This is a genomic window from Stenotrophomonas sp. TD3, from assembly GCF_001939825.1.
GTDB lineage: Bacteria > Pseudomonadota > Gammaproteobacteria > Xanthomonadales > Xanthomonadaceae > Stenotrophomonas.
In genome coordinates this window covers 2,295,431-2,317,711 of the sequence record NZ_MOYM01000001.1, presented here as the reverse complement: position 1 = coordinate 2,317,711, position 22,281 = coordinate 2,295,431, and the positions used below count along the sequence as shown (strand labels likewise).

Genomic DNA, 22,281 nt, shown 5'->3' with positions numbered 1-22,281 from the left:
TCTGGAATGCGAGGGGGAACGTTGCCGGCCAGCGGCCGGCACTACCGGAAAACATCAGGCGGCGCGTCGCAGGGTTTCGGTCAGCGACTCGATGCTGGCGGCCTTCGGTTTGACCAGCCAGAACTTGCCGATGTAATCGCGGAACTCGTCCAGGATCTGCTGTGCCCAGATGCTGCCGGTCAGTTCGCGATGGCGGCCAATCAGGCGGTGCAGGTGCTGGCGGTAGTTCTCGAAGCCTTCGGCGGATACGCGATGGATGTCGATCAGTTCGTGGTTGTAGCGGTCGACGAAATCGCGGTCCACGTCCAGTACGTAGGCCAGGCCGCCGGTGAAGCCGGCACCGAAGTTCAGGCCAACCTTGCCCAGTACCAGCACCACGCCATCGGTCATGTACTCGCAGCAGTGGTCACCGGCACCTTCCACCACCGCCAGCGCGCCGGAATTGCGCACCGCGAAACGCTCGCCGGCGCGGCCCGCGGCGAACAGCTCGCCACCGGTGGCGCCATACAGGCAGGTGTTGCCAATGATCGCGGTGCTGCGTGCCTCGAAGCGGGCACCACGCGGCGGGCGCACCACCAGGCGGCCGCCGGCTATGCCCTTGCCGACGTAATCGTTGGCTTCGCCTTCGACTTCCAGGTGCAGGCCGCCGACGTTGAAGGCGCCGAAGCTCTGCCCGGCGCTGCCGCGGAAGCGCAGTTCCAGCGGCGCCTCGGCCATGCCCTGGTTGCCGTGCGCGCGTGCCACCGCACCGGCCAGGCGTGTACCGATGCTGCGGTCGGTGTTGTGGATCAGGAAGCGGTGTTCGCCGCCGCGCTTGTGCTCGATGGCCGGCGCCAGCAGGCCGTCCATCTGCGTGGCCAGGCTGTCCGGCGATTCGTACAGGCGCTGCGCCGCGCAGTGGCTGCCCTCGTAGCGGCTGTCGGCCAGCAGGCGCGACAGATCCACGCGCACGCCGTCGCGCGGCGCGGCGTCGATCTGCCGCAGCAGGTCGGTACGGCCCACGATCTCTTCCAGCGAACGCGCGCCCAGGTAGGACAGCCAGCCACGCACTTCCTCGGCCAGCAGGCGGAAGAAGTTCTCCACGCGCTCGGGCTGGCCGGTGAAGTGGTTCTCGCGCAGGCGCTCATCCTGGGTGGCCACGCCGGTGGCGCAGTTGTTGAGGTGGCAGATGCGCAGGTACTTGCAGCCCAGCACGATCATCGGCGCAGTGCCGAAGCCGAAGCTGTCCGCGCCCAGCAGCGCGGCCTTGACCACGTCCAGGCCGGTCTTCAGGCCGCCATCGGTCTGCAGCAGGGTACGCCCGCGCAGGTCGTTGGCCAGCAGCGCCTGGTGCGCTTCGGCCACGCCCAGCTCCCACGGCACGCCCGCATAACGGATCGAGCTGACCGGCGAGGCGCCGGTGCCGCCGTCATGGCCTGAGATGGTGATCAGGTCCGCACCGGCCTTGACCACGCCCGCCGCGATCGTTCCGACGCCGGCATGGCTGACCAGCTTCACCGACACCAGCGCGGTCGGGTTGACCTGCTTGAGGTCGTAGATCAGCTGCGCCAGGTCCTCGATCGAATAGATGTCGTGGTGCGGCGGCGGCGAAATCAGGCCGATGCCCGGACGCGCATAGCGCAGCCGCGCGATCAGTTCGTTGACCTTGTGCCCGGGCAGCTGGCCGCCCTCGCCGGGCTTGGCACCCTGCGCGACCTTGATCTGCAGCACCTCGGCATTGACCAGGTATTCGGCGGTGACACCGAAGCGGCCCGAGGCCACCTGCTTGATCTTGCTGCGCTTGGCGGTGCCATAGCGCGCGGGATCCTCACCGCCTTCGCCGGAGTTGCTGCGGCCACCCAGGCGGTTCATCGCAATCGCCAGCGCCTCGTGCGCCTCAGGTGACAGTGCACCCAGGCTGATCGCCGCGGTATCGAAGCGCGGGAACAGTTCGCTGGCCGGTGCTACCTCATCGAGCGGCGCGGGCGTGGCGGCCGGCACCAGCTCCAGCAGGTCACGCAGCGCCGACGGCGGACGCGCGTGCACCGCATCGCAGTACTGCTGCCACGCACGTGGGTCGCCGCTGCGCGCTGCGCGCTGCAGCGTGGTGACCACGTCCGGGTTGTACATGTGGTACTCGCCGCCGTGCACGTACTTCAGCAGGCCGCCGACATCCACGTCCTGCTGCGCGTCCCACGCCTGCGCGCACAGTTCGCGCGCGTCGGCATCCAGGCGGGCGAAGCCGGCGCCACCGATGCGCGAGGCGGTATCCGGGAAGCACAGGTCCACGACCTCTGGTTCCAGGCCGATGATCTCGAACAGCTGCGCGCCGCGGTAGCTGGCCACGGTACAGATGCCCATCTTCGAGATGATCTTCGACAGTCCCTTGTAGACGCCCTTGCGGTAGCGGCGGCCGATCTGCGACTGCTCACCGCCCTTGCTGAGCTTCAGGATGCCGCGACGGCCCAGGTCGAACAGGGTCTGGTAGGCCAGGTACGGATACACCGCCGTGGCGCCGAAGCCGAGCAGGCAGGCCATGTGGTGCGGGTCGCGCGCGGTGCCGGTTTCCACGATCAGGTTGACGTCGCAGCGCAGGCCCAGCCGCGAAAGGTGGTGGTGGATGGCGCTGGTGGCCAGCAGCGCATGCACCATCGGCCGCCCGGCCACCGGGTAGCGGTCGGACAGCAGCAGCATCACCATGCCCTCGCGCGCGGCCTGTTCGGCCTCGGCACAGATGCGCTCGATGCCGGCACGCAGGCCCTCGTCTTCGCTGTAGGACAGGTCGAGCAGGCGGTTGGCCTGCACGTACTGGTCCATCTTCAGCAGCTGGCGCAGCTTGCGCTGGCTGAGCACCGGTGAATTGAGGATGACGTGGTTCACCGTCTCGGGGCCGGCATGGAAGATGTTGGTCTCCTTGCCGAGCTGGGTGGACAGGGACATCGCGCAGTCTTCGCGCAGCGGGTCGATCGGCGGGTTGGTGACCTGCGCGAAGGCCTGGCGGAAATAGTCGTACAGCGGACGGCTGCGCTGGCTCAGCACCGCCATCGGCGTGTCGTCGCCCATCGAGCCGGTGGCTTCCTGTTCGGTCTCGGCCAGCGGCCGCAGCACCTGTTCCACTTCCTCGCTGCTGAGCTGGTAGAGCTTGTGGTAACTGCGCAGGGTGCCTTCGTCGAACGGCTCTTCCACCAGTGAGGGGTCGATCAGTTCGGTCTGCAGGTAGGTCACGCCCTGCTGCAGCCACTGCTTGTACGGCGCGCGGCCACGGTTGATGCGGTCCACCGCGTCGGAGTCGAGCAGGTCGCCGCGCTTGAGGTCGATGGCGATCATCTCGCCCGGGCCCAGCTTGCCCTTGCGCACAACGCGCTCGGTCGGCACTTCCCACACGCCCGCTTCGGAGGCGACCAGGAAGTGGCGGTCTGCGGTCAGCATCCAGCGTGCCGGACGCAGGCCGTTGCGGTCGAGGGTACATACGGCGTAGCGGCTGTCGCAGGCGACGATGCCGGCCGGGCCATCCCACGGCTCGCTGTTGAGGCCATGGAATTCGTAGAACGCGGCCAGGTCCGGATCCTTGAACTCCAGCGACTGGGTGGCCGGCGGCACCAGGATGCGCAGCGCCTGGATCAGTTCCATGCCACCGGACACCATCAGCTCCAGCATGTTGTCCAGGCTCTGCGAGTCTGAACCGTGCATGGAGATCACCGGGTCGAACTCGCCAATGTCGAAGCGCGGCGTCTTCCACACCTTGCTGCGTGCCTGCGCCCAGCGACGGTTGCCTTCGATGGTGTTGATCTCGCCGTTGTGGGCGAGCATGCGGAACGGGTGGGCCAGCGGCCAGCGCGGCAGCGTGTTGGTGGAGAAGCGCTGGTGGAACACGATCGCGCTGGAGGCCAGTTCGCGCCGCTGCAGGTCCGGGTAGAAGCGGCTGAGCTTGTCCGGCAGCACCATGCCCTTGTAGCTGATCGCATCCGGGGTGAGGGTGGTGACGTAGAAGTCGGCGTGCCCGCGCAGCTGCTGTTCGCTGCGGCGGCGGGCCAGGAACAGCGCCAGCGCGAAGCCGGCATCATCCTGGCCGACGCCGGCATCGACGAACACCTGTTCGATGCGCGGCAGGGTATCGCGCGCCAGCTGGCCGCAGACGCTGTCGTCGGTGGGTACCTCGCGCCAGCCGGCGACCTTGCAGCCGACCGCTTCCACCTGCGCCTGCAGCTGCGTGCGGCAGGCGTCGGCGGCGTCGGCGTCGTGCGGCAGGAACACCAGGCCGGCAGCGAAGCGCGCGGCGGTGGTGATGCCGGCTTCGCTGGCCAGCAGTTTCAGGAATGCATCGGGGCGGCGCAGCAGCAGGCCACAACCATCACCGGTCAGGCCATCGGCAGCGACGCCGCCACGGTGGGTCATGCGCGAAAGCGCGGCGATGGCGGTATCAACCAACAGGCGCGAAGGTTGATCGTCGAGCTGGGCGACCATGCCAAATCCACAGGCATCGCGCTCGGAGCGCGGGTCGTAAAGCCCTTGGCGGTTGCGGGGGGCCATCTCTACCTCGATGCGGGATGAATTGAACGGGGACACTCAAGCCCGCTCAATCCCTGGAGCGCATCGTGAGGCCACCGGATGCCTCGACTAGATCACAGGTTGCTGCAGCGCCGCAATACACGGTTGCAGGTGCAACAGAACGCGCCGGCAACCCAGTGCCGGCGCGGGGTCGAACTCAGCCGCAGCGCACGCCGCTGACCAGGCCCTTGTCGTCCACTTCGATGTTCAGGCGGTCGCCGAGGAACTCCATCGTGGCCACGTCGTTGGGCTTCATGACGCGCAGCTGGTGGGCACCGGCATCTTCCTGCGCCTGCTTGCCCAGTGCGTCGGCGTAGGCCTGGCCGACCAGGCTCTGCACCTGGCTGGCATCGCAGGTGCCGACCGGCGGTGCCTCGGTGGCCTTGCCGGCTTCATCGGCCGGTGCCTTGGCGGCTTCGGCAGCCTGCTGGGCATGGGCCGTGGCCGAATCCTGTTCATCCAGCGCCGGTGCCTGGCAGGCGGTCAGGGCCAGCACGGCCGGCAGCAGCAGGGCGGAGAGCGAACGGGCGCGAATCGGGAACGACATCATGACTCCGGAAGGGATTGTGAAAGCCCGAGCATAGCGGCGAACCGACCCTCACGTGTTTGTCTTGTGTTATCGACAGGTTCGCGGCATCGCGGCGGCGACACTGCGGGCATGCCAACCGCCTCTACCCCTGAACGACAGGCCGCGCGTGCTGCCGGCCTGCGCTATGTCGATGACACCCAGCCGGGCATCAGCCGGCGCCGCGCCGGCAACGGTTTCAGCCATCGCGATGCCGATGGCCACGCGGTGCGCGATGCCGCCACCCTGCAGCGCATCCGTGCGCTGGCGATTCCACCTGCGTATACCGCCGTGTGGATCTGTGCCCACGCCAATGGCCACCTGCAGGCCACCGGCCGCGATGCCCGCGGGCGCAAGCAGTACCGCTACCACGCCGACTGGGCGAAGGAGCGCGACGCCGGCAAGTTCGACCGCATCATTGCCTTCGGCGAGGCATTGCCCACGTTGCGGCGGCGGTTGTCACGGGATCTCAAACGCCCCGGGTTTCCGCAGGAAAAGGTGCTGGCCATGGTGGTCGCGCTGCTGGCCGATACGCTGGTGCGGGTCGGCAATGAAACCTATGCACAGCAGAACCGTTCGTTCGGGCTGACCACACTGCGCAACCGGCACCTGGAACTGCTGCGCGGTGGCCGCGTACGCATGCGCTTCCGTGGCAAGTCCGGGCAGCTGCAGGAGGTGACCGTGGGCGACCGCAGGCTGGGGCTGCTGGTGCGGCGCCTGCAGCAGCTGCCGGGGCAGGCGCTGTTCCAGTACCGCGATGACGACGGTGCGCTGCAGCCGGTGGACTCCGGTGCGGTGAACGATTATCTGCGCGGGGTGATGGGCGAGGACTTCACCGCCAAGGATTTCCGCACCTGGGGCGGTACCGTGGCGGCGGTGCAGGCGTTCGCCGCCACCGAGCTGCCGGAACCGGCCAGCCAGCGTGCCCTGGCGCAGGCGCAGCGCGCGGTGGTGTGCGAGGTGGCGTCGCTGCTGGGCAACACCCCGGCGGTGTGCCGCAAGGCCTACATCGACCCGTGCGTGTTCGCCGGCTGGGAGCGCGGCGAACTGGCCAAGCTGGCCGGCCTGCGTGGGCCGCGCCAGTGGGAACAGGCCACCCTGCGCGTGCTGCGCAGGGCGCGTCGGCTCAGCCGCAGTCGTCAGCCGCAGTAGATCGCGACGATGTTGTTGGTACGGCCCTTCTCGATGGTCAGGCGGTCGCCGCCTTCGTGTGCCGGAGGCACCCGCGGGCCATCGTGACGAAGTACCCGTACATGCAGGCTGTCGCTGTCCACGCGCGCGCGGGCCACGGTGGCATCCGACGCAGCAAGACCGAGTGCGCCGCGCACCATGTCGCTGTGGCACTGGCCCGAAATCACGCCGTCGATCGGCTGCACCTGGGCCACCGGCGTGCTGCTGCAGGCGGCGAGGGCAAAGCAGACGGCGGCGGTGGCGATGGCATGTTTCATGGAGGCGTTCCTCGTGTGGTTGCGTGCAGCCTGCGGCGGCGCACGTGGTGGCGCAATGAATACCGTGCACATCGTGGACACGGCGTATTCACTGCTGCCGACAGCATGGGCGGAGACGCTGCAGGAGCGGCATGCGCCGCCCCCGGTAGTGCCGGCCGCTGGCTGGCAGTTCCTTCAAGCAGGCCGAGGATGTCGCCGAATTCGGCAGGGACAGTGACATGGGCCGGCCTGCGCAGCCCGAAGAGCTGTCACCCGCCTATATGTTCCTGGCCTCGCCGGTCTGTGCCAGTTACATCCGCGGGGTGATCCTGCCGGTGATGGGCGGGCCGCGGGGCTGAACCGCCGGGCTGTGCGGAGCCTCCTGAACGAGGCTTCGCGCGGCTGTGTGGCAGGTGTCAAAGGCTCGGCAGGCGCGCTGGAGTAGGCTGGACCCCCACGCCGATCACGTTCAAGGACCGACCATGCCCGAACTGGATATCAATGCAGCGGCCGATGAAGTCGCTGCCCTGTTGCGGCAGAACGACGCGCGCGGTGCTGCCGCCCGCCTGGACGCCCTGCACAGCGGCCAGACCGCGGTGGTGCAGGAAGCGCTGGACCGCTACGTGTCGGTGCGCGCGGCCACCGAGCTTGAGGCGTTGCGGCGCAGCGGAGGTGTTGCCGCAGCAGATGCGGCCACGGTGAACCCGATGCTGGACCGTCTGGGCAACGCGGCGCGTCCACCACGGATGCCCGATGCGGCTGAGACCGCAGGCCTGAGCCAGGCCCAGCAGTACGATGTGTACGGCAGCATCGTGGCCCAGCGCGGCAACACCGCTGCGAATGACGCGATGGCAACGCAGGACCGCGTGGTGCTGGGACTGCGCGACGAGAACCGCACCACCGAGGCACGTGGGCGTGGCGTCTACGACGATCGCATCGTAGTGCTGTGGAAGGATGCGCAGGGCCATGGCCATGTGCGCGAGTTCAACCAGGCCACGACCGAGCCGACCGCCCAGTACGACGGTCATGCCAAGACCACGCCGCGCAGCCCGGGGTTCGGCGACGTGGCGCCGCGCACCAAGACCGAGGGTGAGGACGTCAACGGCGACCGGATCAAGGACCTCGGGCGCCTGGGCGAAGGCACCACCGAGATGCGCGCAACCACCCATCCACGCAATGGCCATCCTGATGAGTTCGCGCTGCGTCCTTCGCAGGACGCGATCACGGCGGGCGCCGGACGGGTGGAGCGCGACAGCAATGGCGACGGCTGGTTCGATGCGCGCGATACCCAGGGCGTGCAGGACCTCAACGACACCTTCAAGATCCATCGTGGCAGCCGCTCCAACACCGATTCGGCCGGCTGCCAGACCATCGGCGGCGGCGAGTACGACGACTTCGTGTCGACGGTGCGCGGCACGCCTGGGCAGAACCGCTGGCAGTACGTGCTGACCTCGGTTGCACCCGGCCAGACGCGCGAGCTGGGGCAGGAGGTGCCGCTCGCGGCCAACGACGATCCGCGTCAGCCGCAGCATCGCGATCATGCCCTGCAGCAGCAGATCAGCACGCGCCTTCAGGCCCTGGGCGGACGCTACGCCGAGCATGCCGAGGACTACAGTCTGGTGATGCTGCGCGAAGCGAAGGCCGCGGGCATCACCCGGGTCGACCAGATCGTGGCCAGCAATCCCAGTGCTGGACGTACGGCGGGCGAGACACTGTTCCTGGTGCAGGGCAGCCCGGGCGATCCTGCGGCGCTGCGCGCAGGGGTCAATGCGGCCGAGGTGCGCGAGACTGCGGTGGAATCCAGCCTGCGCCAGCTGCAGCAGCAATCACGCGAACAGGCGGCACCCATACCCGCGCCTGCACAACCGCAGGAAGCGCCGGCGATGGGAGGGCGTTGAGCGATGGTCCGATCACACCTGATGCCGAGCGTTTCGTTGATGCTGTTGCTGGCCTGCAGCGCCTGTGCGCCCGCTGGAGAGCGCGCCGCGCCGGTAGCGCCCGCCGCCAGCCCGGCGGCGAAACCGGAGGCCTTGCCTGCGCAGACCCTGCCCACTGATCGCGGATTGCCCGCACTGCCGGTAGCCTCCGGCAGCGCCCACCCCGGCGGCCGCTACGAAGCACTACCGGAACCGGCCAGGCAGGTGCTGGCGCAGTTGAAGTGCAACGTGGAGGGCACCAGCAACGTGCAGGTGCTTTCCATTCCCGCACAGGGTGGCCAGCAGGACGTCATGGTCACCGACAGCAGCGGGCCGCGTTTCCGCTACTGGATGCGGTCGTTCTCCGGCAGTGGCGGTACCACCGGGTATCTGGTGCAGCTGCAGGACTGCCCGGCAACCACCGCGGGCATGCGCGCCTACATCGCACAGGGAGCAGCACCGCTGCAGGATGTCACCGCGTCGTTGCTGGCGCAGGCCGAGCTGCCCGACGCGGCGGCGATGGCGGCCTATCAGAGCAAGGGCGCGGGCGATTTGTTCGCCTTCATCGGGCAGCTGGACAAGGTGCCGGTGCTGCGTTGGGCGGCCGAGGCCGATCCCGAACAGCCACTGGCCGCCGATGCGCGCAGCTTCGACCATGGCAATGCGGTTCATGCAGGCTTCCTGCGCTGGAACGAGGACCATTTCGAGGTGGCCAGGACCGTACCTGCCGCGCTGTGGCCCTGCGACGACAGCCCGTTGCTGCCGTGCAAGGGCGACCCGTTCGTGATCGGGCGTTGAGAGGGGCAGCGCAGGGGCTGTTGAATCGGATCCTGCGTGCCTGCTGCGCCTAGCGGATCCGGGAAGGAGATCTTCCGAACTGCCGCTTGAACGCGGCACTGAAGCTGCTGGTATGGGCGTACCCGGCAAGGCTGGCCGCCACGTCCACTGACACCCGCCGCTGCAGCAGCGCATCGTGTGCCCGTTGCAGGCGCAGTGCACGCAGCCAGGCGGCGATGCTGCTGCCGTGCAGCTGCTGGAAGGTGCTTTGCAGGTCGACGGCGTTGGTACCCAGCCTGCGCGCCATCTGGTTGATGGTCAGGCCATCGGCCTCGCCGCTCTGCAGCCATTGCTGCAACTGGTCCACGCAACGCCGCAGATGCGCGCTGGGGGCAGGCGCGTCGCGTTCGGCGACCACGGATCGAACCACGCTGGCCGCGACCTCCAGCGCGAAACTCTCGCGCTGCAGGCTGGCCAGCAGAGGCGGCTCCGCCGTTTCCGTCCCGAACAACGCCGCGGCTCGCCGCAGCAGCGGCGCAGGCGGTTGCCACGCCTGGTTGCGCGCGTGGCTCAGCCGCAGGCGGCTGAGACCGGTTGAGGCAATGCCGTCGAGCTGGCGCGACAGCCAGTCCTGGCTGAGGTGCAGGCTGACCTTGGTTTCCTCACGACCCGCCTGCCAATGGCGCTGGAACGCTTCCTCCTCGCGAAGGTGGACCAGCATCGCCGGGCTCCCGGCCCGGCGGCTGTCCATCTGCAGGCGCTGGTTGGCGATGACCACTTCGGCCTGTCCTTGCAGCAGGAAACTGGCGGTGAGGCCCGCAGGCAGGCAGTTCTGGCTGCGGCCGCCGACCATGTCCTGGCTGCGGCTGAGATAAAGCACCAGCCCGCTGTCCATCGACTGCACCTGCTGCCAGCCGGCCAGCACTGGGAGCGCATCGGGGAGGCCCGATTCAAAGTCGACCCGGCCGCCCAGCGCGTGGGCGGCGCTCATCAGTTCGGCGCAGGAATAGACCTGCATGCAAGGCACCCACGAATGCTGTCGTGCCTAAATTTTCTTTCGTCGCGCCTAAACTTGCAATCGTATTGCAAATTATTCTCATTTGCGGGGTGGGTCGCTGCCCCTTTTCCCTGTTCAGCAAGAAGGTCGATGGCAATGGGTCTGGTGATCAACGAGGCGGTGGTGTTGCGTGCCGTCTTCCATGGCGCGGTGGATGCGGACCAGATCCGGTACTGGCTGGACCGCGTGCAGGCGCTGATCGAGGCCCACCGTCCTTTCTACTTCATTGCCCGTACCGCGCCCGGTGCCACCTTCTGCGACGATTACCGCGCCCTGCAGGCAGTCTGGTACAAGCAGTACAAGGCTGCCTTCCGGCAGTACTGCCGGGGCCTGGTACGCATCGCCAGCGATGCCGCCGAGCAGCAGCGGCTCGACACCCCGGCGCTGCATGCCGCCTGGGCCGTGCCTTACTTCGTCACCGCCGATGCTGGCGCCGGCATGCGCTGGATCGGCGAGCACCTGGGGCAGGCCGATGCGCACTGAGCGCGCCGCCGCTTCGCCATTCGGCCTGGGGGTGATTGTTGCGCTGTACATGGCGCATGCGTTGCCCCTGTACTTCTACAACGTGGCGGTGCCGGCCATCCTGCGCAGCCAGGGCGTGGATCTGCGCTGGATCGGCATGTTGTCGCTGCTGTACCTGCCCTGGGCGCTGAAGTTCCTGTGGGCACCGCTGGTGGACCGCTGGCACCTGCCTGCCCTCGGCCGCCGCCGCAGCTGGCTGTGGTTGACGCAACTGTTGCTGCTGGCCGGCATCCTGGTGCTGGCGTTCACCGGCCTGGATCATGGCCTGGTCGTGTTTGTGCTGGTCGGCATGTGGATCTCGAGCATTGCCGCTACCCAGGACATCGCCATCGACGGCTACACCGTGGAGGCACTGGCGCCGGCCGAGCACCGGTTGGGCAGCATGGCGCAGAGCGTGGGTGTGGCCCTGGGCAGCATGATCGGTGGCGCCGGTGTGCTGTGGCTGTATGAAACCCGCGGCTGGAGCGTGGCCCTGCTGAGCCTGGCCGCGATGAGCGCACTGACCCTGCTGGCAGTGCAGCAGATCAACGAAACGCCGGCCAGGCCCGACGCGCCGCGGCCGAGCATCCTGCGCGCGCTGCGCCGCCGCGAACTACGCTGGGCACTGCTGCTGATCGTGCTGTACCGGCTGGTGGAAGCGCCGGCAATGGCGATGATCAACCCGCTGCTGGTCGACCAGCAGTTCAGCCTGACCGAGATCGGGTTGCTGATCTCGGTGGGCGGCGCTGGCACCGGCATGCTGGCAGCGGTGGGCGCAGCCTGGCTGCTCAAGCAGCACCGGGCCGAGCAGCTGTTGATGCATGCCGGCTGGTGGCGCACGGCGCTGTACGTGCTGCTGGCATTGATGCTGTACAGCGGAGCGCTTGCGACCTCGCGGTTCGGCCTGGGCATGTTGGTGATCGCCCTGCTGGCGCTGCGCTATGTGGCGATGACCAGCCTGTATGCCTTGTTCATGCGGGTCAGCTCGCGTGCCCAGGCCGGCACCGACTTCACCCTGCTGGTGTGCTTCGAGCTGCTGGTCAATTTCATCGGCGGCGCGTTGTCCGGCTTCCTCGCCAAGGGCATGGGCTACCCCACCTACTACATCGCGCTGGCCACGGTTTCGGCGCTTGGACTGCTGTTATGCGAGCCGCTGATGCGCCACTTCGCAGCACCTACGAACTCCCCCTGATACGCAACGAGGACACCATGTGGCATACCGCAGCAACCCTTCCGCTGGCTGTGCTGGCGATGGCCATCAGTGGCCAGCTGGCGGCGCAGAATGCGTCTGCTACGGCCGGCACCCGGCAACTGGATGCGGTAAGTGTCACCGCCGTGCGAGGCGCACGCAGCGTGGCCGAGATCGCTGGCACCGTCTATGCCATCGAGCACGAACAGATTGCCCAGCAGATCACCGCCGGGCGCAGCACCGCCGACATCCTCGGCCAGCTGGTACCGTCGCTGGCGCCGGCCAGTGGTACCACCAGCAACTACGGAATGACCATGCGTGGCCGCAGCGTGCAGGTGATGATCGATGGCGTGCCGTTGACCGGCGCACGCGATGGGTCGCGCCAGCTCAACAGCATCTCGCCGACCATGATCGAGCGCATCGAGGTGATCTCCGGCGCCACCGCGCTGTATGGCGCCGGTGCCAGTGGCGGCATCATCAACATCATCACCCTGCAGCCCGCCGAACAGCCGGTGCAGCTGGCCAGCCAGTTCGGCCTGCGCAGTCCCTCGCATCTGTCCAGTGACACGCTGGCCTGGAACGCAGCGCAGACCATGACCGTGCGCGGCGATCAGTTCAGTGGCGCGTTCGGCTTCGCCTATGGCCGGCAGGGCGCATCGCTGGATGCGCATGGCCGCCGCATCGGCCCGGAGATCGCGCAGACCGATCGGCAGGACACCGAGACCCGCGAACTCAATGCGCGCTTGGACTGGACCCCGACGGACAGCCAGCGGTTGAGCGTGGGCGTACGCTGGTTCGACGATCAGCAGGACAGTGATCAGGGCCCCGACTATGGCCCGCGCCTGGCCGCGCTGTTCAACCCTGCATTCACGCCCAGCCACCAGGCGCTGCCCGGCCTGCAGCTGGAGGCGCAGCCGCGGACCCGGCACCAGGGAGTGAATGTGCAGTACCGCAACCGCGACCTGCCGGGTGGTCAGGAACTGAGCGTGGAAGCCTATTACCGCAACGAGCAGGGGCGCTGGTTCCCGTCGGTGTCGACCCTGGTGCACCCCGCCCTGCGCGGCGGCTTCGCCTATGTGGCGATGCAGTCCAACACCGACATTGATGTCTGGGGCCTGCGCAGCGCGCTGCACAAGGATTTCCAGGTCGGTGGCCGCAGCCTGCAGCTGTCGTATGGCGTGGACCACGAACGCGAGCAGGATCGCCAGCGCGGGCAGATGTATGACATCAACCGCTTCATCGCCAGCAATGGTCTCGATTACCAGCCCACCGCGCAGTACGCGATGGGACCGGACGTGCGCGTGGATACCACCGGCCTGTTCCTGCAGGCCGATCATTCGCTGGGTGAGCGCTTCAGCGTGCAGGCCGGCGTGCGCCACCAGATCCTGCGTAACCGCGTAGAAGACTCGCTTCCCTATACCGAAGCGATCACCGCCGATGCCGTTGCCGGGTATCAACCGCGGCTGCTGCAGGGCGGCCGCGTGCGCCACTCGCAGACGCTGTTCAATGCCGGCGTGGTGTACCGGTTGGATGCATCGCAACAGCTGTTCGCCAACGTCTCGCAGGGCTTCAGCCTGCCCGACACCCAGCGCATGCTGCGCGACGTACCGGCAAGCTTCGTCATCGACAGCCGCAACATCGGCCCGATCAAGGTCGACAGCTACGAGCTGGGTTGGCGCCGCAGCGATGCCTCGCTGCAGAGCGCAGTGACCGCGTTCTACAACCGCTCGGACAAGACCGTGCAGTTCAACCGCGACTACAGCGTGTCGGTGGCCGACACCGACGAGCGGGTGTGGGGCGTGGAGGCCAACCTGCGTTACACGCCGACCGCACCGCTGGAGCTGGGTGCCAGCCTTGCCAGCACCCGTGGTCAGTACCGCGATGCTGCCGGACGCTGGCGTGAGCTCAATGCGTTCCGCGTTTCACCCTTGAAGGCGGGTGTGCATGGGCAGTGGCGCTTTGCAAACGACAGCCTGCTGCGATTGCAGGGGCAGGTCGTCGGCGGGACCGATCGCGCCTGGCGCGATGCACCGGCTGCGGCGATCAGTCCCAGCATCCGCGCCACGCCGGCGGCGAAGATCCACGGCTACGCAGTGTTCGACCTGATCGGCGAGCTGCCGCTGGCAGGTGGCCGCTTCAGCGTCGGCATCTACAACCTGGCCGATCGTGACTACCGCACGGTCTACGGCCAGCAGGCCGAGGCGACCTACGGAAAGATGTCCAGCCTGCCGGCGGCAGGGCGGACCTTCTCGATCGGGTACCGGGTGGAGTACTGAGGGGGCACGCCCCCCTACCGTTCGTCGGCCCATGACTTTCGGGGGGTTGACTACAGTTGTCGTCACGCAGACAGTGGCGACACGTGTAGTCAAGGGAGTGGTGTCATGCGTGGCAAGACGATCGGGGACCAGGAACTGGCCCTGCTGCAGTACATCGATGAGCATGCGCCGGCCAGCGTCGGCGAGGTTGCCAGCGGCTACGGCGAGGCCCGCGGCCTGGCCCGCTCCACCGTGCTGACGATGATGGAGCGGCTGCGGGCGAAGGGGTATCTTCAGCGCCAGCAGCAGGACGGCGTCTACCGCTACCAGGCCACCCGTGGCCCGGAGAGCGTTCTGCAGGGCGCGGTGGCGCAGTTCGTCGACAACACCCTGCAGGGCTCGGTGTCGCCGTTCGTGGCCTACCTGTCGAAGCGCCAGCAGGTCAGCGACAACGAACTGGCCGAGCTGGAAGCGCTGGTCGCCCAACTCCAATCGCGCCGCCACGAGGGCTGAGCCATGGACACCACGATGCTGATCCCGATGTTGGAACGCCTGGGCTGGACCAGCCTGCAGACCGTGCTGCTGGTGGCCCTGGTGTATGGCGTGTGCCGCGCGCTGCCATCGTTGTCGGCGGCGACCCGCTGCCGCCTGTGGTGGCTGGTGTCGCTGCAGGCCGTGCTCGGCCTGTTCTGGAGCCAGCCGCTGCAGCTGGCCTGGCTGCCGGCCCCGCAGGCGGTGGCGATGACCGCGACCGATGTGGCCGCCGATATGGTTTACCCGCTGGCTCCGGAAGCTTCGGCACAACTGCTGGCCGCAATGCCGATGCCGGCGCCGGACGTACCGGCGGTGGCGTGGTGGGCCGTTGCACTGGCCGCGCTGTGGGCGTCCGGCGTGCTGCTGATGGCCCTGCGTACCTTCGGTGAGTGGCGTCGCTGCCGCGCGCTGCTGGCAGCGGCCTATCCCTGTGAGGACGAGGCGCTGGTGCAGGCCCTGCAGCTGGCCTCCGATGCGCACGGCGTGCGTCCTGCGCCGCGGTTGTGGATGAGCACGCAGGTGGACGCACCGCAGCTGGTCGGTCCGTTCCGCCCGGTGCTGCTGCTGCCGGCCGGCGACAACGCCCTGCAGGGCGACGCGCTGGACCTGGCCCTGACCCACGAACTGCAGCACCTGCAGCGGCGCGACCTGCAATGGGGCCTGCTGCCTGCACTGGCCCAGCACCTGTTCTTCTTCCACCCGCTGCTGCGCTTGTCGGTGCGTGAATACGCACAGGCCCGTGAAGAAGCAGTGGACGCAGCGGTGGTTGGCCAGCACGGTGCCAGCCGTCAGGCCTATGGCCGTCTGTTGCTGCAGCTGGGCGTGGCACCGCAGCCGCACCTGGGCGTGGCCAGTGCCGCACCGGATACCACCAGCCTCAAGCGTCGCCTGCTCTCGCTGCAGTCGCGCCGTTCCTGCCCGCGCATCCTGGCGATGGCGTTGACCGCGGTGGTGGTGGTGGTGGGCGTGGCGCCGATGCGGCTGGTCGCTGCGCCGGTGCCGCCGGCCCCGCCCGCGCCTCCTGCGGCGCCGAAGGCTGTTGTGCCGCCGCCGCCGAAGGCTCCGCCGGCACCTCCGTCGTCCGCGCGCGTTCCGGCGGTGCCGGTCGCGCCTGCAGCGCCTGCCGAGCCGGCCGATGCCGAAGAACCGTCCGGTCCTGACGATGTCGACGTGGCCTACGTCGACGATGCTTCCGGCATGGATGAGGATCATGACGGTACGACTTCCCACACCACCTCCATCACCACCTACGGCCGCCTGGATCTGGGCAGCTCGCCCCGGGAGGCCTTCGTGCTGGTCGATGGCGATTCGACCTTCGCCAACGGTGGCATGGACGACGTGACGGTGGCCCGCCGGCAGCTCGGCAAGGGCCCGGCGTTGTGGTTCCGCCAGGGTGACAAGCGCTACGTGGTGCGTGACCCGATGATGATCCAGACCCTGCAGCGTGCCTACAGCGGCGCGGTGGATCTGGGCCGCCAGCAGAGCGAACTGGGCCGCAAGCAGAGTGTGCTGGGTCGCCAGCAGGGCGAACTCGGCAGGCAGATGGGCGAGATGGGCCGCCTGCAGGGCGAGGACGCGCGTCGCATCGCACTGGCCGCCACCGAGGCTGCGCGCAGCGCGATGGCCGCGCATGACATCAACCGCGAAGCGGCGGCGGAAGCGGCGAAGGCGGCGCGCGGCGCGGCCCACGATGCGGCTGCTGCTGCGGAAGCGGTGAAGTCGGTGCGTGGCCTGACCGTAGACGTAGCCGGTGTGCGTGAGGCGGCACGTGAGGCCGCCACCGCCGCAGCGGACGCGGCGAAGGTGGCGCGTGGCGTGACCAACGATATGGCCGGCGCCCGTGAGGCCGCTGCCGAGGCACGTCGTGCGATGCAGGAAGCCCGTGCCGACGCCGCGCAGTCCAGTCGCAGCCGCGACATGCAGCGCCTGGCCAGCCAGCAGTCTGAACTGGCCAGCCGCCAGGCGGCGCTGGGCAGCCAGCAGGCCGCGTTGGGCGAGCGCCAGGCACGCGTGCATGCCCAGGCATCGCAGCAGGCGCAGCAGGTGATCGCGCGCGCACTGGCCAGCGGCAAGGCCGAACGACTCTGATCGGTAGTGCCGGCCAGCGGCCGGCACTCCCCTGGGTCGATCAACCGCAGCTGGCGCGTTCGATCCGGTTCTGAGTGTCCACCTGCACGGTCACGCGGTCCTGGCGGAAGTCCATGGTGACCGCCATGCCCGGCTTGACCACCCGTGCGTTGCGCGCGCCGCTGTCGGCCACCAGCTTCTTGATCGTGGCTTCGTCGGCGGTCTTGCCGGTGAAGGCCTCGAGTGCCTCTGGTTTGCATTCGTGCGCGGCGTCGGCCACGGGCGCCGGCGCGGCATCGTGGGTGGTGCTGCTGCCGGCGTGGCTGCAGGCGGCCAGCGGCAGGATGGCGAGCAGGGCAAGCGGAGTGAGGCGCATCGTCGGGCTCCAGGCGTGGATGGTGGCGGCAGTGTCACCGCTGCCACCGTCAGGGCATGTCAACGCGGCCCTGCGCCATTACCGCCCGACCAGCGCCAGCGTCTCGCGCTCGCGCTGTTCCTCATGCACCAGCCGTTGCAGCAGCAGGGCCAGGGTCACCACGTCCTGGTGGTTGTGATCGGCTACCCGGCGCAGGTTCACCGCATCGCCGCCGCGCAGGAAGCGCAGCCATGCACCGGGTGCTTCCGAGCCGGGCAGGTCGTCCTCGCGCACCACGCGCAGCAGCTGGCGTTCGATGGTGGACAGCTTGCAGTTCTCCCAGCTGCCGCGATAGCGACGGCGCGTGGGGTAGAGCAGGTCGACATGATCCAGCGCGGTGATCGGGTCCGGCTGCCGGGCCAGCCGGTAGCGCGCCTTCAGTAGGGGCGCATCGTAGCTGCGGCCGTTGTAGCTGCAGAACACGGTGGACGGCTGCAGCCAGCGGGCGAAGGTGGCCAGCATGGCGTCCTCGGCGGCCATCGTGGCCATCAGCAACTGGCGGATGCGCAAGCCTTCGCCACGCTGCGGGCACACGTGCCAGTCGGCCGCGCCGATCATGAAGGCACGCGTGCCGGTGCCACCGGCCAGGCCGGTGGTTTCGGTATCGAAGAACAGCAGATCGCGCGCAGCCACGTGCTGGTCTTCGCGCTTGGCGAAGGCCAGCGACAGCGGCGCGGTCGGGATCGGCTGCGGTTGCAGTGATTCGATCAGGAACAGTCCCGGCGCGATCTCCTCGCCGGGCAGCTGTCGATCCTGCGCGCTGGCACGCGCCGGCGTGGCACCGCCGCGCGAGCGCAGGCCGAGCAGGCGATGCAGGCTGCCCACTTCCGGTCGACGCAACGGTGCGGCGGCCGTCATAGGCGCCGCAGCGCCGGTCGGCTTGTGGCGGATCTCCTGTTCGACCCAGGCGAACACCGAACGTTCGGCCGGTGGTTGCTGTGCATCGTTGGCGGCTACCGGGGCCGTCGCTGGCGGCGGCTCGGGCGCCACCGGCGTGACTGCTTTCGGGTCGCCGGCCTGCTTCCGCAGCAGGCGCAGCTTGTCCAGGCTCAGGCTCACGGGGCCAGCAGCTCCATCGGGTCGCGCGCGGTCACCACCACGTCGGGTACGTGCTGGCAGGCCTCGGCATCGAACAGGTCCAGCACGCGCAGCGCCAGCGCACGCGGCGAGGTCTCATCCTCTTCCTGTGCGGCCAGCACCGGGCCGACACAGGCCGGGCAACCGGCCTTGCAGTCGCAGCGCTGCACCAGTTCGCGCGCGCGCTGCACCAGTTCGGCCTGGCGCTGCCACAGCGGCTCGCTGAGGCCAACGCCGCCGGGGAAGTTGTCGTACAGATAGACGGTCGGCACGAATTCCTGCAGCAGTTCCACCGTGCCCGGGTCGCCATTGCTGCCGCGCAGCTGGCCACGGCCGCTCTGGTCGGCAATCGCGAACCAGGCACCATCGCCGTTGCCGACCGACTTCTGCAGGTCGCGCGCATCGGCCATCACCGCCACGGTGGCGACGATGTGCAGCGCATACGCCGCGCCGAGGAAACCATCGAGCGCATCCTGCCTGCTGGCGAACGCGCGCAGCAACAGCGCCTGCGGCAGCTGCCACCACACCGCAGTGGTATGCAGTTCCTGGTCGGGCAGGTTCACCGGCCCATAGCCGATGTTCTCGTGGGTGTAGTAGCGGATCTTCTTGTAGCCGGCCACGCGCCGCACCACGTGCACTTCGCCATGGTGCGAATCGCCACGGCCGGCCAAGCCACCGTCGAAACGGTCCAGCACCTTGAGCTTGGTGAAGTCGATGCTGTCGGTGTAGTAATCCACATGGGTGCGGGTGACGTAGGCCTTGCGGCCGTCCCAGTCCAGCGTCTCCACCTGGTAGGGCGTGGACTGCACCATGTGGATGGCGCCTTCGTACAGGGTGAGCGCAGCTGCGGAATAGTCGACTTCGGCGATGATCTGCTGGCGGCCATCGCTGCGGTCGACCACCACGAAGTTGCCATCGGCCACCGCACGCAGGCTGACCGCGTTGGCCGGATAGCTGTCGGCAATCCATTCCCAGCGTTCGCCTTCGCGGTGGATCACCTCGGTCTCGGCCAGTGCTTCCAGGAACACCTCCGGATCGATCGGGCCGAAGCCATCGCCGACCCGGAACGGCAGCTCGAACGCCGCGCAACGGATATGGTCGAACAGGATCAACGGCTGGTCCGGCGCGATGCGCGCGTGCTCGGGCGAGGCCTCGGCGAAGAAGTCCGGATGGCGCACCACGTACTGGTCCAGCGGTTGCGAGCTGGCCACCATCACTCCCAGCGCCGGTTGCTGGCGGCGGCCGGCGCGGCCGAAGCGCTGCCAGGTGGCGGCCACGCTGCCCGGATAACCGTTGAGGATGACCACGTCCAGGCTGCCGATATCCACGCCCAGTTCCAGCGCCGAAGTGCTGACGATGCCGTCGATGTTGCCCGCGCGCATCGCACGCTCGGTCTCGCGGCGCTCGGTGGGCAGGTAACCGCCGCGGTAGGCGCGGATGCGCGGTGGCTTGCGCGGGTCGTGGTCGAAGATGTCCTTCAAGTACTTGGTCAGCACTTCCACCATCAAGCGGGTCTGCGCGAACACCAGGGTCTTCAGCCCGGATTTGATCGCGATGCGCGCGATGCGGTTGCTCTGCGAGCGTGCCGAGGCGCGCAGACCCAGGTCGGGATTGATCACCGGAGGGTTCCACAACAGCACCTGCTTGGGGCCGCTGGGCGCGCCGGATTCGGTGATGGCAGTGACCGGTGCCTCGATCAGCGCCTCGGCATGCGCCTGCGGGTTGCCGATGGTGGCCGAGCACAGGATGAACTGCGGTTGCACGCCGTAGAACGCGCAGATGCGCTTGAGCCGGCGCAGCACGTTGGTGACGTGGCTGCCGAACACGCCGCGGTAGGTGTGTACCTCGTCGATGACGATGTAGCGCAGGTTCTCGAAGAACTGCGCCCACTTGGTGTGATGCGGCAGGATCGCCTGGTGCAGCATGTCCGGGTTGGACACCACGATGTCGCCATGCAGGCGGATCGCCTGCCGCGCATCGCCGGGAGTGTCGCCGTCGAAGGTGAAGGCCTTTACGCCCAGGTCGCCGGCACGGTTGAGTTCCAGCAGCTCGGCCACCTGGTCCTGGGCCAGCGCCTTGGTCGGGAACAGGTACAGCGCCTTGGCCTTGTCCTGCATCGCCGCGCTGACCACCGGCAGGGTGTAGCACAGCGACTTGCCGCTGGCGGTGGGGGTGACGATGGCCACGTGCTCGCCGCGCTGGCTGGCCTCCCAGGCCTCGGCCTGGTGGCTGTAGAGCTGTTCGATGCCACGTGCCTTCAGTGCCGCGGCCAGTGCCGGTGGCACCGTGTCGGGAATGGCGGCGTAGCGGCCGTCGCGGCCGGGAATGGCGAAGCTGCCGGTGATGCGGTCCTGGTAGCGGCGCTGCAGGCGCGCGCTGAGCAGGGCGCCGTCGCGGGCGGGCAGGCCATCGCGGGTGGCGAGCTTCTGCTCGGCGTCGGCGGTGCGCTTGGCGAGTTCGTAGGCCATGGAAGAGGGAGCCGGGACGGATTGCGAGGGGTCACATGGCACCACACTCACGTCTCAGGATGTGAGACACCGCACGCGGAAGGCGTGAACCGTTCAGTGCTCGCGTCCCGTGGCGTCGCCGCATCTCCCTTGGCTGAACAGCTGCCGGTGCAGCAACGAAATCTGAAGCCGGCATCCGTATCCTTGAGCGCTGGACGCAACCAACAGGGTGGATGGCTGTGGCACGACGTGGAACGCAGGGAGCACTCCTGGCCAGCATGCTGCTGGCGGGCATCGCGCAGGCACAGCAGGCCACGCCGACAGCGGCGCCCGATCCTGCGCCCGCTCCCCCTGCAGATGCGCCGGCTGCAACCACCGCACCGGTCTCCACCACCTTGCCGCAGGACAACGTCACCACCCTCGGCGAAGTGCGTGCGCTCAAGCCCGATGACGAACCGCTGGACCTGTACCGCTTCAAGAACCCGGTGAAGTTCGGCGACAACCGTTTCAGCCGCGACTGGAGCGAGCCGCCGTCACCGGAGCAGGTCAGTTTGGGCGGCGGCTACATCATGATGGGCGTGGTCAAGGGCGTGTTGGCGGCGGGCCGGGGGTTGAACAAGCTCACCGGCGGCCCCGACCAGATCCAGTCCGCCATTGCACGGCCACCGCCGGAGCTCAGTGCCGAACAGCGGCAGCGTGCGCTGCGGTTCTCCCAGGAGCAGGATGCCGGTGAGGCACCGCCGGTGAAGTAGGCCGGTATATCCTGCCGTTTCCTCAACCGGTGGCGCTGCCATGTTCCTGCGTTCGTTCTGCCTGCTGGCTGCATTGCTGCCCGCGTCCGCCTTCGCTGCCGGCATTGCCGGTGATGGCGCCTGCCGCAATGGCGCGTTCCCCTCCGAACAGAGTCAGTTCGCGCTGGCACGCGTGGTCGATGCGCCGCGCCTGTATCTGCTCGGCGACATGGACGGCTGCCCTGCCAAGGGCGAACCGGCCTGCCGCCAGCGCAGCTATGTGGTCAACGGCGATACGGTGGTGACCGGTCGCGATCTGGGTCGTTACCGCTGCGCGTTCTTCCCGAACAAGGTGGGCGGCAGCGCCGGCTGGGTCGACCGCAGCAAGCTGCAGCCGTTGCCGGTGGCCGTGCCAACGCTGCAGGACTGGGCGGGCGACTGGAAGGATGGCGACAACGGCCTGCGCATCACTGTGCGTGACGGGCAATTGCTGGTGGACGGCGACGCGTACTGGCCCTCTGCCAACCCCACGCCGAAACAGCGCCCGTATGGCCCGAACATGGGCCAGGTGGAAGCGCGCGCGACACCGCGTGGTGCTGATGTCGAGTTTGTCGAGGACACGTGCCGGGTTCGCGTGCACTCGCTGGGCGACGTGCTGATCGTGGCCGACAACAGCGAATGCGGTGGCATGAACGTGCGCTTCAATGGCGCGTACCGGCGCGCGGGGAAACGTTGAAGGACGCATGAGGGGGCAGTGGATCCACGCCACGCGTGGATGCTGTGTGCGATCCAATCG

17 protein-coding genes and 1 pseudogene are annotated in these 22,281 nt (G+C 68.4%); 11 read left to right on the top strand and 7 right to left on the bottom strand.

Features of this window, described 5'->3' with window-relative positions; translation table 11 throughout:
• Positions 1-54: 54 nt before the first annotated feature.
• Positions 55-4,509 (bottom strand): glutamate synthase large subunit, encoded by a 4,455-nt coding sequence (gene gltB, locus BKE09_RS10840; protein WP_075675745.1) that lies wholly within the window; start codon positions 4,507-4,509, stop codon positions 55-57.
• 175 nt (positions 4,510-4,684) lie between these two features.
• Positions 4,685-5,074: an I78 family peptidase inhibitor gene (locus BKE09_RS10835; protein WP_014035471.1), complete on the bottom strand. Its 390-nt coding sequence runs from the start codon at positions 5,072-5,074 to the stop codon at positions 4,685-4,687.
• 111 nt (positions 5,075-5,185) lie between these two features.
• Between BKE09_RS10835 and BKE09_RS10830 the strand changes: the two genes are divergently transcribed.
• On the top strand, positions 5,186-6,244 hold the full coding sequence (locus BKE09_RS10830) for a DNA topoisomerase IB (RefSeq protein ID WP_075675744.1): 1,059 nt from the start codon (positions 5,186-5,188) through the stop codon (positions 6,242-6,244).
• Here the strand turns inward: BKE09_RS10830 and BKE09_RS10825 are convergent.
• A complete protein-coding gene (locus BKE09_RS10825) occupies positions 6,232-6,540 on the bottom strand; it encodes a hypothetical protein (RefSeq protein ID WP_075675743.1) in 309 nt (102 codons plus the stop codon). The genes BKE09_RS10830 and BKE09_RS10825 overlap by 13 nt on opposite strands.
• A 182-nt stretch (positions 6,541-6,722) precedes the next feature.
• On the opposite strand from BKE09_RS10825, the pseudogene BKE09_RS10820 reads away from it, so the two are divergent.
• The 3 genes and pseudogenes from BKE09_RS10820 to BKE09_RS10810 all read left to right on the top strand — a co-directional run.
• Positions 6,723-6,878 (top strand): annotated as a pseudogene (locus tag BKE09_RS10820) (short-chain dehydrogenase); the annotation flags it as partial.
• A 123-nt stretch (positions 6,879-7,001) separates the two neighbouring features.
• The gene (locus tag BKE09_RS10815) at positions 7,002-8,417 is read left to right on the top strand and encodes an XVIPCD domain-containing protein (protein WP_075675742.1); all 1,416 of its coding nucleotides are present in this window, start codon (positions 7,002-7,004) and stop codon (positions 8,415-8,417) included.
• Positions 8,418-8,438: 21 nt separating this feature from the next.
• Entirely contained in the window at positions 8,439-9,233 is a 795-nt protein-coding gene (locus BKE09_RS10810) for a hypothetical protein (RefSeq protein ID WP_240502899.1), read from the top strand.
• A gap of 49 nt (positions 9,234-9,282) precedes the next feature.
• Here BKE09_RS10810 and BKE09_RS10805 read toward each other — a convergent pair whose 3' ends face one another.
• Positions 9,283-10,230, bottom strand: a complete 948-nt coding sequence (locus tag BKE09_RS10805; protein WP_075675740.1) for an AraC family transcriptional regulator — start codon at positions 10,228-10,230, stop codon at positions 9,283-9,285.
• Positions 10,231-10,359: 129 nt separating this feature from the next.
• Here BKE09_RS10805 and BKE09_RS10800 point away from each other — a divergent pair, with 129 nt between their 5' ends.
• The 5 genes from BKE09_RS10800 to BKE09_RS10780 all read left to right on the top strand — a co-directional run bounded on the left by BKE09_RS10800 (position 10,360) and on the right by BKE09_RS10780 (position 16,836).
• Complete coding sequence (locus BKE09_RS10800) at positions 10,360-10,752, top strand: hypothetical protein (RefSeq protein ID WP_240502898.1); 393 nt, start codon at positions 10,360-10,362, stop codon at positions 10,750-10,752.
• On the top strand, positions 10,742-11,962 hold the full coding sequence (locus BKE09_RS10795) for an MFS transporter (protein WP_075675738.1): 1,221 nt from the start codon (positions 10,742-10,744) through the stop codon (positions 11,960-11,962). Before BKE09_RS10800 ends, BKE09_RS10795 begins: the two co-directional genes overlap by 11 nt.
• A 17-nt stretch (positions 11,963-11,979) precedes the next feature.
• On the top strand, positions 11,980-14,235 hold the full coding sequence (locus BKE09_RS10790; RefSeq protein ID WP_075675737.1) for a TonB-dependent receptor: 2,256 nt from the start codon (positions 11,980-11,982) through the stop codon (positions 14,233-14,235).
• 105 nt (positions 14,236-14,340) lie between these two features.
• On the top strand, positions 14,341-14,727 hold the full coding sequence (locus BKE09_RS10785; RefSeq protein WP_075675736.1) for a BlaI/MecI/CopY family transcriptional regulator: 387 nt from the start codon (positions 14,341-14,343) through the stop codon (positions 14,725-14,727).
• 3 nt (positions 14,728-14,730) lie between these two features.
• Positions 14,731-16,836: a M56 family metallopeptidase gene (locus BKE09_RS10780; RefSeq protein ID WP_075675735.1), complete on the top strand. Its 2,106-nt coding sequence runs from the start codon at positions 14,731-14,733 to the stop codon at positions 16,834-16,836.
• A 40-nt stretch (positions 16,837-16,876) separates the two neighbouring features.
• On the opposite strand, the gene BKE09_RS10775 is transcribed toward BKE09_RS10780, so the two are convergent.
• The 3 genes from BKE09_RS10775 to BKE09_RS10765 form a co-directional block, all read right to left on the bottom strand.
• Positions 16,877-17,191, bottom strand: coding sequence for an I78 family peptidase inhibitor (locus BKE09_RS10775; protein WP_075675734.1), 315 nt, complete (start codon positions 17,189-17,191; stop codon positions 16,877-16,879).
• 78 nt (positions 17,192-17,269) lie between these two features.
• The gene (locus tag BKE09_RS10770; protein WP_075675733.1) at positions 17,270-18,289 is read right to left on the bottom strand and encodes a ribonuclease H-like domain-containing protein; all 1,020 of its coding nucleotides are present in this window, start codon (positions 18,287-18,289) and stop codon (positions 17,270-17,272) included.
• A complete protein-coding gene (locus BKE09_RS10765) occupies positions 18,286-20,775 on the bottom strand; it encodes a DEAD/DEAH box helicase (protein WP_075675732.1) in 2,490 nt (829 codons plus the stop codon). The genes BKE09_RS10770 and BKE09_RS10765 overlap by 4 nt, the downstream gene beginning before the upstream one ends.
• A gap of 212 nt (positions 20,776-20,987) precedes the next feature.
• On the opposite strand from BKE09_RS10765, the gene BKE09_RS10760 reads away from it, so the two are divergent.
• Both BKE09_RS10760 and BKE09_RS10755 read left to right on the top strand, forming a co-directional pair.
• Entirely contained in the window at positions 20,988-21,506 is a 519-nt protein-coding gene (locus BKE09_RS10760) for a hypothetical protein (RefSeq protein ID WP_075675731.1), read from the top strand.
• Between the two features lie 40 nt (positions 21,507-21,546).
• On the top strand, positions 21,547-22,221 hold the full coding sequence (locus BKE09_RS10755) for a hypothetical protein (protein ID WP_075675730.1): 675 nt from the start codon (positions 21,547-21,549) through the stop codon (positions 22,219-22,221).
• Positions 22,222-22,281: the final 60 nt, after the last annotated feature.